Origin of the sequence: Marinobacter guineae, from assembly GCF_002744735.1 — a bacterium.
Taxonomy (GTDB): domain Bacteria; phylum Pseudomonadota; class Gammaproteobacteria; order Pseudomonadales; family Oleiphilaceae; genus Marinobacter; species Marinobacter guineae.
In genome coordinates this window covers 439870-453493 of sequence record NZ_KZ319339.1, presented here as the reverse complement: position 1 = coordinate 453493, position 13624 = coordinate 439870, and the positions used below count along the sequence as shown (strand labels likewise).

The window sequence follows — 13624 nt, the reverse complement described above, 5'->3', positions numbered from 1 at the left end:
GACAGGAAAAGGCTCGTCCCTGAGCCACAGAGTTCCTTACTGAGCCACTATTGCAGTGGCGTCAGTTGTTGAGAGTGCTGTACACCAGGTTCGACATGTCGGTCTGGTCTGAGCCCGGAACCTCAATATACCGGTCACCGGATCCCCACCATTGCCACCACGCCCGTTGATTGTAGGTGCGGCTGGCGAAATCCACTCGCAGGCCATTCAGCGTGGTGTTGTTCACCACCGGCACTGAGATGTTTCCGGACTCGGATCCGAGCACGCCACTGTGGGTTACGCCCTCGTTCATCAGCACCGGGTAGTGGTTGTAGTACAGCCCATCAGGACCATTCTGGCTGGTGACCTTACCGGCCAGGCTGACGCTCGAGGAGCAGGAATCAATCCCTTCCGCCGTGGTGGCACCGCAAGCGGAATGTGTAGGGACTACGCCGTCGTCGGTTCCGGCAATAAATGGCTTGGTGATGCCTCCGTAGGAGGAGCCACCCGCCACAAAGCGTAGCCGGGGAATCGAATTCGGGCCTATGGCCAGGTTGCGGGCCGTGTTGGTTTGCAGATCGTTTACCACACCCAGTTTGCCCGGTTCGGGTTCAATGCCGGTGAACGCCTCAACAGCCGCCCGCAGGGGCCAGTTGTACCAGCTGTCGTTATAGGCCAGGCTCATTGCCAGGTTCGCCAGTTCAGTACCACCGCCGGCGCCGGAGTAGTCGACGGCCGCCAGAATTTTCAGCGGTTGTAGCCCTTCAGACTGAAGCCAGCGGGCCTGGTTTTCCAGAAGGTAGCGGGTAACCAGATCGCCGGTGGAGTGGGAGACGACAATGCAGTAGGTGTTGCACAAACCCTGCTGGCTGATCTGGCGCAGCTGTTGATAGGCCTGCTGGGCGATGCCGCCCTCAACCCGCCCGTCACTGGCCCAGTCAATACGGGCTTCGGAACGTGACAACCAGAAAGTTCGCCAGTAGTTCTCGCCGGCGTCTTTTACTTCCTGCAGATTGGCCGGGGGGTTGGCCAGGTCTTCCTGTTGAAAGCCGTGCACCAGCACGACGTTATGTCCGGCCAGCTGGGCCTGGGCGGTCCCGGTAAACAGACCACCGGTGATGACGACCGCCAGGGCGGCCTTACAGGCACTTCCGATCTTTGTTGTTTTCATATTTGCTCCGTCTTTGCTGAATTATTGTTGTCACAAGACGTTTCTCCGCCGTTCGCGGCGGTACATCCCGGCGTCAGCCGGCGCAGGGTCTGGGCCCTGCCATCAGAACTTGTCGGCAAGCTGCCGGAGCAGCGCCGCCCGTTGTTCCGATTCGGGATCCACCGCCGGGGTATCCGTCAGATCATCAAGATCCGGTGGTGTGAATACGTAGCCTTTCTCGGGCCCGAACGCATAATTGGTCCGGTCGCCGGGTCTGGCGGGCAGCTGCCGTATCTGGATATGACGTAGCTGGAGCTGACCGACCTCGGGCCTGTTGGCCAATACAGTGCCGTGAGCCTTGAGGTTGATAGTGTCTGATGTGCCGTCCAGCCGCTGCTCCATCTGCAGCTGGGCAACAGGGCGCTGACCGGAGTACAGCTGGGCGGAGAGCGCATAGAAACCCGGCTTCTCGGGCGAGAACCTGACAGGAATAATCAGATTGTTGTTACTGACGTGAGGCTCACCGAGCCCTCCGAAATCGCCGAGATAAGGCTCGATGGTAAGCGGAGATGCGTGCCGAACGGGCCGCCCGTCCAGGCGAGCCTCCACGATCAGGCGGTATTCTCCGGGCTCCTCACTCGCCTCCAACGTTCCCTCGAAGTAGCCCACCGAACCGGCTTGCTCAAGGTTGGTACTGGCAACAGCCTTCCGGCTGTCCGGTTTTTCAAGAGTTGCGGTGAGTGAGCCGCCAACAACCTGGGAGCCCTGAATGACGGCGGCGACTAGAATCGTTTCGCCCCGGGTGAACCGGTATTTCTCGAGCGTGACGGTAAACTGCCCATCACCCTCCAGCGGAAGGCTGACCGGCTCGTAACGGTTACCCTGGTAGGCCTTCGCCTGTGCTTCGCTGAGCGGGACGGACCAGGCCGGGTAACGGGTAGACTGTTCGTAATGCTCAGCAACACTGGCCAGCATAAACCCGAGGGCATTGTCGGCGGGTGGCTTGGGCGGCTGGTCAATGGCCGGTGAAGCGTCAGGGGCGGCGGAGGCGGCTTTCTCGGCAGTCGCAGAAGGCGCTCCGATGGTCAGGTCGGTAAACCACCGAAACGCAGAACGATTCTCGTCAGACAGGATATAACCCATCCCGACCACGCTGGTGGACAACAGTGTCAGAAGCAGCAGCGCCTTTCGGACCATGCGCCGGTTTCCTTTTCGTTTTTTGTCCTCCTAAACATAACGGGCTTTATGCCGGACCCCAAAAATCTGGCCCGGTTATGTAACAGAATGTGTCGGCGTTGTGATGCGAGTCACATTCTCGGGCGTGGAGACTCAGAACATTCCAGATTCCCGAATCGCCTCGAATCCGAATCGCAGGGTAACTTCATCACCAACCATGGCCGGGTCCAGACCGTAGGTCATGCCCCAGTCACTGCGTTTGAGGGTTGTGGAGGCACTGATGCCGAGGGTGTATTCTTCGTGCCCGAACGGGTAAACAGCGGCCTTGTTAAGGGTAACGTCCAGCACTACCGGCTTTGTCTGGCCTAGCATTTCCAGATCGCCGGTTACCTTGCCGGTGTTCTCTCCGGTGGTTTCAAAGTCGGTGACGGTATAGGTGATTTCCGGATACTTCTTGCTGCTCAGGAAATCCGTGCCGCGCACATGATCATCCCGTTTCTCATGGTTGGTGTACACGCTGTTGCTTTTGAACACCAGCTGGCCGGAGCTGAGTTCTCTGGCTTCTTCACCGTAGACAAACTCGCCTTCAACTTGCCGGAACATACCCATCACCGGGGCATAGCCAATGTGCATGATTTCGAACACGATGGAAAAATGCTCGTCGTCAATCACATAGGTTTTTGGTTCAGCCATTGCTGCGGGGCTGAGTGCCAGCGCCGCTGGGAAGGCGAGGGCCGAACGGAACAGGTTTTTTCGATTAGCGAACAGCATTGGAATCTCTCCTTTGATAAAGCCAGCGGACATCCAGATAAAACGACCACAGGAGCAGGGCAAGTGCCGTTGCGAGTGTGGTGCTGGCAAACAGGTCATTTACCGGCGGCAGTACCGCCACCAAAAGGGTCACGATCTGCCACACGCAGATCGTTTTACGTCGGAAACTTTCGGGAAGCGGGGCGTTGAGCCAGTTCAGAAAGTGGCTGGCGCCGATGAACGCATAGCGCATCAGGCCAAGGGCCAGCACCCAGATGCCCGCTTTATCCAGCGCCAGAACGGCGACACAGAGGCCAAGGATGAACAGCGCATCCAGCTCCATGTCGAAACGTGCGCCGAATTCGCTCTGGGATCCGGTAGCCCTTGCCACCTTGCCGTCAACACCGTCCAGAATCAGGGCAAGCAACGCCACCCAGCCGTATAGCCAGAGGCTGCCTTCTATGAGGCCAGCAAAGGGTGCCAATGCCACCAGCACAACCACCAGGCTACCCCTGAGCAGGGTTGCCCGGTTAGCCCAGCCGAAATCACGGGCTGGGGGCCAGTAGCGGAACAGGCAGCCGGCAACCGTGCCGTAAAGTACAAACACGAATGGGAAGAACAGGGTGGGTAGATCGGTAAGTCGATCAGCTGCGAAGCTGAGGGTGAGTACAAGACCAAAACCCCAGGCCAGATCCAGCGGAAGCGGAATCCTGATTGAAGCGGATTGGCCGTTAGAATCCATCACCGAACTCCAGCGTATAGGTTTGAAGACATCAAATACCGCGGATGCGTTGTACACTGACTATAGTTGATCTGTCCTTCCGTGCTTACGAGCGTAGACCGCATTCAGACCTTAAGGTTCAGCCCGGGCACTGCGGCGGTGCCACTGCAAAGAAAGGAGTTTCGATTGCAATCCAATTCCAATGGCAAGAACCCCGAGCAGTTGGCCAGGGCCTGGTGGGTGACCGGCGCTGGCAAGGGTGAAATTCTGGAAACGCCTTTAATGCCGCCCGGGGCTGACGACAACGGCGCTTTTGTCACCGTTGAATCGCTTTACTCAGGTATCAGCCGGGGCACCGAATCGCTGGTTTTTCATGGCCGGGTGCCTAAAACAGAGCACTCCCGCATGCGGGCACCCTTCCAGGAAGGAGACTTCCCCTGGCCGGTCAAATACGGCTACGCCAGCGTCGGTCGCGTCGTCGACGGGCCCGCCGAACTGCAGGGGCAAACGGTTTTCTGCCTTTATCCCCATCAGGACCGATACCGGGTGCCAGCAGCGGCGGTGACACCGCTACCTTCGGGCTTGCCCCCTGAGCGGGCGATACTTGCAGCCAATATGGAAACCGCCGTCAACGGACTCTGGGACGGCTCGCCGGCTGTGGGTGACCGCATTGCCGTGGTTGGTCTGGGGGTGGTCGGGCTTCTCGTCGCCTGGCTCTCCAGCCGTATTCCCGGCACCCGGGTAACAGCCATCGACACCAATCCCGACAGGCAGGCTGTGGCCGAAGCTCTGGGGTTAACATTCAGCAGCGAATCCGGTCCCGATGATCACGATCTGGTGATACACGCCAGCGGGCACCCATCTGGCCTTGAAACGGCTCTGGGCCTGGCGGGCCAGGAAGCCACCATCGTGGAAATGAGCTGGTACGGGGACCAGCCGGTGTCCGCGCCACTCGGTGCTGCCTTCCATCCACGCAGACTGACTCTGAAATCAAGCCAGGTGGGCCAGATTAGTCCGGCCAGGGTACCTCGCTGGGACTACCGGAAACGCCTGGCGCTTGCGTTGGAGTTACTGCAGGACGAAACCCTGGACGTCCTGATTACCGGTGAGTGCCAGTTTGATGAGCTGCCAAAATCCATGCCACGAATTCTGATTGATGGCCGCGATACACTGTGCCACCGGGTTGTTTACTGACCGGAAATTATCACCTACAAGGAGACGCTATGTTCGGCCTGACCGTTCGGGACCACATGATGATTGCCCACAGTTTCAACGGAGAGATCTTTGGTCCGGCGCAGAAGTTGCACGGTGCCACCTACGTGGTGGACGTTACCTTTGAGCGCCATCAGCTCGACAAGGATGACCTGGTTGTCGACATCGGCCTGGCCTCCGAGGTCCTGAAAGGGATCCTGGCCGAGTTCAACATGCAGAACCTGGATGAGCTGCCGGAACTGTCGGGCCGGAACACCACCACCGAATTCATGGCCAGGATGGTGTTCGATCGCATGGCTGCGGCTATCCACGGGGGGAAGCTGGGCGAGACCGGACAGGGCATCGTCAGCCTGAAAGTTGCACTCTCTGAATCCCATATCGCCTGGGCCAGCTACCATGCCGGAATCTGAAGCGCCGGGCGTCATTGAGTTTCTGGTTCCGGGGGATCCGGAACAGAACACCGGCGGCTATCGTTATGTGCGCAAGCTGGTGGAGGCACTCAATGAACGGGGCACCAAGGCTCGCGTGACTGGTTTGCCGGGTCGGTTCCCGCGCCCGGATGATGCGGCCCTGAACGCACTGGACCAGCACCTTGGCGCGATGCCGGATGGCGCTTGCGTGGTGTTGGACGGGCTTGCCATGGGCGGCCTCCCGGAGGTCGTCAATAAACACCACGACCGCCTCCAGTTACTGGCGCTGGTGCATCATCCACTGGCGGATGAAACCGGCCTGAGTGAGGCGGACAGAGACTGGTTTTTTGAAGCGGAAAAACGAGCTCTTACTTTTGTAAAGGGGATTGTCACCACCAGTCGACCTACCGCATCGCGGCTGGCAGCTTACGATGTCCTGGCGGCAGGGGTCCGAGTTGCCGAGCCGGGTGTCACCAGAGTCGCGAGCCGGGCAAGCCCCCAAGCCGCATCGGCTGAACACCGGGTGCCCCGGCTTCTATGTGTAGCACATCTTTCGCCGAGGAAGGCCCAGCATCAACTGATCGAGGCGCTGCAATCCCTCAAATCGATCCCCTGGCACTGCCTCCTGGTCGGTTCGGACACCCGCAATGCGGAGTATGGCGAGTGCGTGCGGCAGTTGATCCTGGAAGCAGACCTTGAAGGCAGGATCGAACTCACGGGCGAACTGGGTGAAACTGAGCTGGCGGATCTGTACCAGCAATCGGATCTCTTTGTGTTTCCCTCTCTCTACGAGGGCTACGGCATGGTGATCGATGAAGCTCTGTCTGCAGGCCTGCCTGTTATCTCGTCGGACGGCGGAGCCCTGGCCAGTACCGGTGCGCGTCCGGGTGTGGTTCAGTATAGTGCCGGCGATGTGAGAGCCCTGGCCGCGCGGATCAGGCGCTGGTTGGAACACCCGGAAGAATTGCAACACGCCCGCAAGTTGGCGAAGAAGGAATCCAGGCGGATCCGGTCATGGTCGGACACGGCCACCGATTTCATGGCCGCTGTAACGTATTTCAACGGTTTCAACCAGCGCACCCATCAGCATTCCGAGTTTGCCAGCTCCTGGCTGGTGGCGAGGGAAAACGCGGACCAACGGGCACGCTCCCGGCAGCTGACTGAAAGCCTCAACCGCTGGCTGTGTAAACACTACGCAGATCAGGAACCCGGGAGTCGCCACAAACCCCTGCAGATTGTTGATCTCGGTACCGGGCGGGGCTCCAACGCGATGTTTCTGATACGTGCCCTGCCGGTGCCTCAGGCCTGGCTGGCCATTGACCAGGACGCCGGATTGCTGCGTGAAGCAAAACAGCGTGCCAAGACGTTGGATGTGCCGTTCGAGACGGAGGCCGTGCAACTGACTCCGGAAAACATCGGGCAGTACCTGGCTCCGGGTGTGGCACTGGTGACAGCGTCCGCCCTGATCGATCTGGTCTCAGAACGCTGGCTGCTTGCATTAACCAAAGCCGTGGTTGCCAGAAAAGCGGCCGTCCTGATTGTGCTGAGTTATGCCGGGCATTTCGAGCTGTCGCCGGCGCATCCCGATGATTCGCTGCTCCAGGAATTGGTGAACCGGCACCAGCACGGTGATAAGGGAACAGGTGCGGCCCTCGGCCCGGAGGCGTCAGCGATGCTGCAAAGAAGGCTCGTCGAACAGGGTTACGACGTTGAGTTGGCAGAATCTGTGTGGAAACTGGGTGCCGGTGACGCAGCGCTGACACAAATGCTCATGGCGGATTGGGTACAGGCGGCGATTGAGCAGGAACCCGACTGTACTGAAAAGCTGACTGGTTGGCTTCAAACCCGAAGCGCTCAGCTGGCTGAAGGGCACCTGAGTGTCTCGGTAGACCATATTGATTTGCTGGCACTGCCGCCCGGAGAGGCAACTTGGCCGACCTGAACACCAGACAGGCACGATTAGCCGCACGATGGCTGTTTACCGCCCTGCTGATCGGCCTGGTGGTCTGGTCAGTGGATGGCAGCGAGCTCTGGCAGGAGCTCGGTCGCATTTCTCCAATTATTTTATTGCCAGCTTTCGCGCTCACGGTGTTACAGGTGGCCCTGTCGGCCTGGCGCTGGCGGTATACCGTGGAACGACTCGGGCTTTCGCTGCCCTTTGGCGTCGCGGTACGGGAATATTATCTGGCCACATTCCTGAACCAGGTATTGCCAGGCGGGGTGCTTGGGGATGTGAACCGAGCCTGGAGACACGGGCGCGAAGCAGGCGAGCGGCTGTCTGCGGTGCACGGGGTAGCCATCGAACGCCTGTCTGGCCAGCTCGTGCTTGCCCTGGTCGTTGCCGTTTCTGTTCTCTGGCTGTTTCAAACCGGCCAGTTTGCTCCCCGGTCAATTGATGACGGCCTCTGGCTTGTTTCAGGCATCCTGTGCCTCGCAGTTGCACTCTGGCTGGCCCTGACCTCGGGAATGTTTGAGAGGCTGTTGGAGAGACTGGCAGCCTATCTGAGACACCTTCGCCGGGATCTTTTCAGATCGTTACTGCGCTGGCCGGTCCTGCCGGTTCAGGTTGGTTCTTCCTTGCTGGTGCTGGCGAGTTATCTGGGCGTGTTCCTGTGCCTGGCCTGGGGGGCAGGGTATCTGAATAGCCTTGAAGCGGCGGCCGTCATAATTGCACTGGGCAGCATTCTGCTGCTGAGCATGGTTGTCCCCCTTACCGTTGCCGGTTGGGGTATCAGGGAAGGTGCCGCCGCTGTGCTTTGGCCCATGGTGGGCTTGCCGGCGGAACAAGGCGTGGCACTGAGCGTGGGGTACGGTGCCTTGGTGTTGGTATCGAGTTTGCCAGGTATGGCTTTTGTGTTTGCCGGCAAGCCACGGGTAGCGTGAGCTTGCGGTTTCTGTTTGTCGGATTACGCCTTCGGCTAATCCGACCTACTGTTTACCGGAGAAATCCAGATCAAACAGCATGTCGCTGCCAAGATTGACCAGCTGCGCCCGGGGCCGGAGGGCATCGTCCAGAAAATCGATTTCCGGAAGTGAGAAGGCGGGCCGGCCGCTTCCAATAATCATGGGTGCGACCATCACGTGCAGCCGGTCCAGTAAGCCTGCATTGAGAAACGACGAAACCGTCACACCGCCGCCTTCTACAAAGATCTTTCTCAATCCGAAATCTGCCAGAACTTCCAGAATCAGCCTGGGGTCCACCGGCTCACTCGAACTCTCGTCGCCCAGACAGGGCACTTCGGTAACGCCTGGCGCTATCGCCGTGTGGTCCTGTTTTTCATAGGTGCCGGCGACCAGGCGCAGAGTAGGGGCTTCGCCATCGGTGAACAGGAAATGGCTGTCTGGCACCCGGCGATGACGGTCGATTACGACTCGCACCGGATTTCGGCCACTTGTGCGCCGAACGGTAAGGCGGGGATTATCCGTGGAGGCGGTGCCGGCACCCACGATCACCGCATCGGAGACTGCCCGAATCCTGTGCAGGTGAGTAATGCCATCATCGCCATTGATAAAGCGGGAGCGGCCGGTAACCGTCGCAATGCGTCCGTCCAGGCTCTGGCCCAATTGGCCAATGACCTTCGAGCGACCATCCGAAGGCAGTGGGCGACAAAGCGGTAAGAAAATCGAAAGCAGGTCCTTCGCCTCGCCGGTGGCCGGCTGAATCAGGTGCCACGCCCCGTGGCCGTTGAGTTTTACGGCCGCCGTGTCTGTGCCTGGCAATGCCAGTGTCACATTACTGCGATCTACTGCGCTAAGCACCAACTCCCATGCCAAGTCGGTATCCAGGGTTCTTGCCACCATAAACATCCTGTTTGGTTGTTGCCATATTCAGTATAGGCAGATTGTGTGCAAAGCTATATGTACGTTACATTTCCAGATTGATTCACTTCGCAGGGCATTATCCGGGACACGCGTTCCGGTTTGAATGACGAGGTACGTTGGCCATGCAGCACTCGCAACCCATTCAGCACTGGGAGCCAGAGGAGCCCGAATACGACGGGCAACTTGAGCTACCGGGTATTGCCCTCGATAAAAGCGATGATCTTCTGTTGTCGCTGGATGAGCTGGAGGAAGAACTTGAGCGGGCGCAACTGACTGCGGAGGAGATGGAACTGCTTCGCCGGTTCCGCGGAACGACCGCGGAAAACCGGCGAATGATCCTTCAGATCCTGGGCCGCTAGGCCGGCCCGGGAGCCTACTTACCCTTCTTGTAAATATTCTCGTAGACGTAGTTGGTGGCTTCCACAAAGCCATCAATGCTGCCGCAGTCGAAACGGCGGCCCTTGAACTGGTACGCCAGCACACAACCGTTTTTCGCCTGCTCCAGTAGCGCATCGGTAATCTGTACTTCACCGTTCTTGCCCGCCGGGGTGCGCTCAATGATGTCGAAAATGTCCGGCGTAAGAATGTACCGACCGATAATCGCCAGGTTACTGGGCGCGTCTTCCGGCGCCGGTTTCTCCACCATGTCGGTGATCCGGTAGAGGCCATCCTTCATGGATTCACCGGCAATCACACCATATTTGTGGGTCTCATCCTCAGGCACTTCCTCAATGGCAACAATGGAGCAACGGAACTGGTTGTATAGCTTCACCATCTGAGTCAGAACGCCATCTTCGCCATCCTCGGGGCCGATACAGAAGTCATCCGCCAGGACCACCGCAAACGGATTGTCTCCCACAAGATTGCGGCCGGTGAGGATGGCGTGGCCCAGCCCCTTCATTTCATTCTGGCGGGTAAAAGCAAAGCTGTTGTGATCAATCAGATCACGGATTGACGCCAGCAGATCTTCTTTGCCGGAACCGGCAATCTGGTGCTCCAGCTCATAGCTGATATCGAAATGGTCTTCTATCGCCCGTTTGCCTCGCCCGGTTACAAAGCCGAATTCGTGAATGCCGGCTTCGGCGGCTTCTTCAACGCCGTACTGAACCAGAGGTTTGTTAACAATCGGCAGGATTTCCTTCGGCATGGCCTTGGTCGCCGGAAGAAATCGGGTGCCGTATCCGGCCACGGGGAACAGACACTTCTTGATCATAACGCTCGTCCTTTTATTCGCTTGGGTCACCGCCTGCTGTCAGTCGGTCGTCCGTGAAGGGGGGACACATTAACCATGCCAAGTGTAACCAAGTTGTTGGTCGAAATGGAGGGCCCGGTACTGAATTGTAAAGAATGGTAAAAAAGGGCACTCCGTCACCCTCGGTATTGTCTGTTGATTTGCATAGAAAAAACCTTCAAATGCATCAGTAAGTGACTGTATTATTGACATATTTCGTTTGTAATTTTTGGAAACAGCCGCTGGATTTATCGTCCCGGGTGCCATACATTCCCTGCATGAAAAAATATTTAGATTAAGCGGCTTTCCTTTCGTGCTGTGGCCGGCGCTTTCTGGCAGGACCTTATTACATTGAAATTGCCACTTTTAACTGCACTGTTGTTGTGCGCAGTCACTCAGCCTCTCTACGCAGAAGAAGGCGGCTCGTGGCTCCGTACTGGCTGGCAGCCTTATTCGAGCAATTTTGCCGGCAGTGTGGACGCGTTCCGGAAGGAGCGCGAACACTGGTTGAGGTCTCGGTTGAAGTTTTCCGGCAGGACGGAACTGAACACTGATGGCATCGATGGCTCCGTGGGGGTGGCCGCGGACAGACTGCTCGGCAAGAGTGATGCCATTGGGTTTGACTACCGTGATGCCCGATCCTACAAGAACGAGACCGACTCCAGTGCGGCGTCATTCCGCTATCGTTTCCCGGCAGGGGCGAATCAGGTGCGTATTGAGGCGGGGAGCTCCCGTTACGATTACGCGGCCAGCAATGCTGGCCGCCGCTTTAACGCCAGTGGTGAATCCCGTGTGCTCGGTCTGGGGGCGAGCAGACCGCTATTCTCCCGGTTCGGCATGGCTTTCGATGGCATCGCCCGGCATCGGGGCCGGGACAGCGTATTCTTTGAGGAAGACAGCCTGGTTTCAGAATCGCGTTACCAGCTTTCGTCCATTGGCCTGGAGGCCAGCGGAGGCCATGAACTGGCCGCCGGCCTGGTCGCCAACACCCGGTTTCTGGCGTTGAGTGGCCGCGAATTCCGTGCAACCGATTACCCGTCCCATGATGACGTGGCGGATGAAAGTAAATTCTATAAGTTCGCCGTTTCCGCTTCTGTTGAGCATGAATTGTTCCAGTGGAGCTGGCGGGTGAACGGACGGTATCAGTTTGCGGATGAAGATCTCCCGTCGTCGGAATACCTGACGGTCGCCGGCCCGTCCATGCTCACCGGTTTCAATGGCCAGTCCGTTTCTGTGTTCAGAGGTGGCTGGCTGAGATTCGATACAGCCAGCCCAGCCTGGCCCATGCCATACATGGACGGCGTTTTGACCAGTGTGAACTTTGCCGTGCTGCAGGGCTGGATTCCCGATTACGGGGCCCAGGCAAACCGCGACGGTAACGCCAGCGCGGGCCAGGTCTCACTGAAGATGCAGGGCCGGGCCTTTACCGCCAACGTCAGCGTTGGCCGGATGATCCGGGCCTCCACCATGGCTCTGACTATTCCCGATTATCCGGACGTGCGGTTCTCGCTGTCCATGGGGATCTGACCCCGAGTCTTAAAAAGTTGTCACTTGAGTAAGTTTCGACCGCAGGTGCTACATTACTATTCTAAGGAATGCTAATGGGGATGGAGAACCATGCGCTCAGGGACAAGATTGCTCACGCTGCTCACATTGCAGTGCTTTCTCTATATTGGTACCGCTCAGGCTTTTGAGTTCGCAGAGGTGGTCGACAAGGCCAGGGCCCTGGCCGAAGCCAAATATGTGCCGCCAACTGAGGTGCCGGGATTTCTCAGAGATCTGGATTACCAGAGTTATCAGGCCATTCGGTTCAATCCCGAGGCGAGTCTCTGGCGGGAAGGTCGTTCCCGTTTTCAGGTCATGACGGTGCCACCTGGCAATTTTTACACCCATACAGTGCAACTGAACGAGATTGACGCGGACGGTGTAGAACCCATACCTTTCGACAAGTCTGCCTACAGCTTTCCCAACTCTGACCTTGCCAAGCGAATACCCGCCAATCTCGGTCACGCCGGCTTCAAGCTCACGTTTCCTTTGGGCGACGGAACGGAGCAGAATCAGTTTCTGGTTTTTGCCGGTGCAAGTTACTTCCGGGGAGTGGGGACGGCTAACCGGTTCGGGCTTTCGGCCAGAGGCATCGCTGTGAACACGGGCCTGCCCTCCGGCGAAGAGTTTCCCTCGTTTGTTGAATTCTGGCTTGAGCGCCCCGGCGGCGGCAGTGATCGAATGCGGGTATACGGGTTGCTGAACGGCCCCAGCGTGTCCGGGGCCTACAGCTTTGATATACAACCCGGCCCAACTACCCGGATTGATGTCACGGCCGAACTGTTTTTCCGAAATGCAGTGGACCAGCCGGGATTTGCACCGCTCACCTCCATGTTCTATTACGGTGAAAATACGGCTCGCCCGCCTGGCGAGTGGCGGCCACAGGTTCACGACTCAGACGGCCTGCTGATTCACGACGTGGGCAGTGGTGAATGGTTATGGCGTCCACTGGTCAATCCCTCCCGCCTCACCCTTGGTTATTTGCAGGTGAACCGCCTCGGTGGGTTTGGCCTCATTCAGAGAGACATCGCCTTTCACCAGTTTGAGGATGCCGAGGCGCGCTATGATTTGCGTCCCAGCGCCTGGGTATCACCGCGGAAAGGCTGGACAGATGGTGAAGTCGTACTGGTCGAGATTCCCACGGATTCCGAAACTAACGACAACATCGTCGCTTTCTGGAAGCCAGGGCAAGACGCGAGTGCCGGCGCTCACTACCAATTTGCCTATACACTCAGCTTTGGTGGCAGTGATGTGGCTGGTCAGGACACCGGGCGAGTGGTGAATACGTTCGTGGGGGATGGTAACCGCACCGGAGGTGGCGAAGCAGAGAATGCCTACCGAATCATCGTTGATTTTGCCGGTGGCCCACTTGACGAACTCAAACCGGATGCCGCGGTGATCGACAGCGTCAGTGCAGGGGCCAGTGGCGACGGCTTTGAAATCGTTGAGCATTATGTCGAATTCATTGAGGCCGACAACAACTGGCGACTGTCCATGCTGGTGCGCCCTGGCAAAGGAAAGGATACCGTTCTTCGTGGCCAGTTACTGCTGGATGACAAGCCCCTGACGGAAGTCTGGTCCTATCCGTTGTTCGAGGCTTCCAGGGCCGTTCAGAGCAGACCATGAAG

General features: G+C 58.2%; 13 protein-coding genes. 7 read left to right on the top strand and 6 right to left on the bottom strand.

Annotated features, from left to right (window positions below; genetic code table 11):
* Nucleotides 1-61 precede the first annotated feature (61 nt).
* The 4 genes from CLH62_RS02010 to CLH62_RS01995 all read right to left on the bottom strand — a co-directional run bounded on the left by CLH62_RS02010 (nucleotide 62) and on the right by CLH62_RS01995 (nucleotide 3797).
* Nucleotides 62-1150, bottom strand: a complete 1089-nt coding sequence (locus CLH62_RS02010) for a hypothetical protein (RefSeq protein ID WP_099616478.1) — start codon at nucleotides 1148-1150, stop codon at nucleotides 62-64.
* Between the two features lie 102 nt (nucleotides 1151-1252).
* Nucleotides 1253-2326: a hypothetical protein gene (locus CLH62_RS02005; protein ID WP_099616477.1), complete on the bottom strand. Its 1074-nt coding sequence runs from the start codon at nucleotides 2324-2326 to the stop codon at nucleotides 1253-1255.
* A 132-nt stretch (nucleotides 2327-2458) separates the two neighbouring features.
* Nucleotides 2459-3076 carry a YceI family protein gene (locus CLH62_RS02000; protein ID WP_099616476.1) on the bottom strand — a complete coding sequence of 206 codons (618 nt, stop codon included), beginning with the start codon at nucleotides 3074-3076 and terminating at the stop codon, nucleotides 2459-2461.
* Nucleotides 3063-3797, bottom strand: coding sequence for a CDP-alcohol phosphatidyltransferase family protein (locus tag CLH62_RS01995; RefSeq protein WP_099616475.1), 735 nt, complete (start codon nucleotides 3795-3797; stop codon nucleotides 3063-3065). The genes CLH62_RS02000 and CLH62_RS01995 overlap by 14 nt, the downstream gene beginning before the upstream one ends.
* Before the next feature lie 261 nt (nucleotides 3798-4058).
* On the opposite strand from CLH62_RS01995, the gene CLH62_RS01990 reads away from it, so the two are divergent.
* From CLH62_RS01990 to CLH62_RS01975, 4 genes are read left to right on the top strand one after another with little or no spacing between them, the layout of a single operon-like run.
* Nucleotides 4059-4970, top strand: a complete 912-nt coding sequence (locus CLH62_RS01990; protein ID WP_322868517.1) for a zinc-dependent alcohol dehydrogenase — start codon at nucleotides 4059-4061, stop codon at nucleotides 4968-4970.
* A gap of 29 nt (nucleotides 4971-4999) precedes the next feature.
* Nucleotides 5000-5398: a 6-pyruvoyl trahydropterin synthase family protein gene (locus CLH62_RS01985; protein ID WP_099616473.1), complete on the top strand. Its 399-nt coding sequence runs from the start codon at nucleotides 5000-5002 to the stop codon at nucleotides 5396-5398.
* The gene (locus CLH62_RS01980) at nucleotides 5385-7340 is read left to right on the top strand and encodes a glycosyltransferase family 4 protein (RefSeq protein ID WP_099616472.1); all 1956 of its coding nucleotides are present in this window, start codon (nucleotides 5385-5387) and stop codon (nucleotides 7338-7340) included. The genes CLH62_RS01985 and CLH62_RS01980 overlap by 14 nt, the downstream gene beginning before the upstream one ends.
* The gene (locus tag CLH62_RS01975; RefSeq protein ID WP_099616471.1) at nucleotides 7328-8281 is read left to right on the top strand and encodes a lysylphosphatidylglycerol synthase transmembrane domain-containing protein; all 954 of its coding nucleotides are present in this window, start codon (nucleotides 7328-7330) and stop codon (nucleotides 8279-8281) included. The genes CLH62_RS01980 and CLH62_RS01975 overlap by 13 nt, the downstream gene beginning before the upstream one ends.
* 45 nt (nucleotides 8282-8326) lie before the next feature.
* Here CLH62_RS01975 and CLH62_RS01970 read toward each other — a convergent pair whose 3' ends face one another.
* Nucleotides 8327-9199, bottom strand: a complete 873-nt coding sequence (locus CLH62_RS01970) for a RibD family protein (protein WP_099616470.1) — start codon at nucleotides 9197-9199, stop codon at nucleotides 8327-8329.
* A gap of 143 nt (nucleotides 9200-9342) precedes the next feature.
* On the opposite strand from CLH62_RS01970, the gene CLH62_RS01965 reads away from it, so the two are divergent.
* Nucleotides 9343-9579: a hypothetical protein gene (locus tag CLH62_RS01965; protein WP_099616469.1), complete on the top strand. Its 237-nt coding sequence runs from the start codon at nucleotides 9343-9345 to the stop codon at nucleotides 9577-9579.
* 14 nt (nucleotides 9580-9593) lie between these two features.
* Here the strand turns inward: CLH62_RS01965 and galU are convergent, their stop codons facing one another.
* On the bottom strand, nucleotides 9594-10433 hold the full coding sequence (gene galU / locus CLH62_RS01960; RefSeq protein WP_099616468.1) for a UTP--glucose-1-phosphate uridylyltransferase GalU: 840 nt from the start codon (nucleotides 10431-10433) through the stop codon (nucleotides 9594-9596).
* Nucleotides 10434-10802: 369 nt separating this feature from the next.
* Here galU and CLH62_RS01955 point away from each other — a divergent pair, with 369 nt between their 5' ends.
* Entirely contained in the window at nucleotides 10803-11978 is a 1176-nt protein-coding gene (locus CLH62_RS01955) for a ShlB/FhaC/HecB family hemolysin secretion/activation protein (protein ID WP_143752344.1), read from the top strand.
* A gap of 90 nt (nucleotides 11979-12068) precedes the next feature.
* Nucleotides 12069-13622 (top strand): glucan biosynthesis protein G, encoded by a 1554-nt coding sequence (locus CLH62_RS01950; RefSeq protein ID WP_099616466.1) that lies wholly within the window; start codon nucleotides 12069-12071, stop codon nucleotides 13620-13622.
* The last annotated feature ends 2 nt before the right edge of the window (nucleotides 13623-13624 follow it).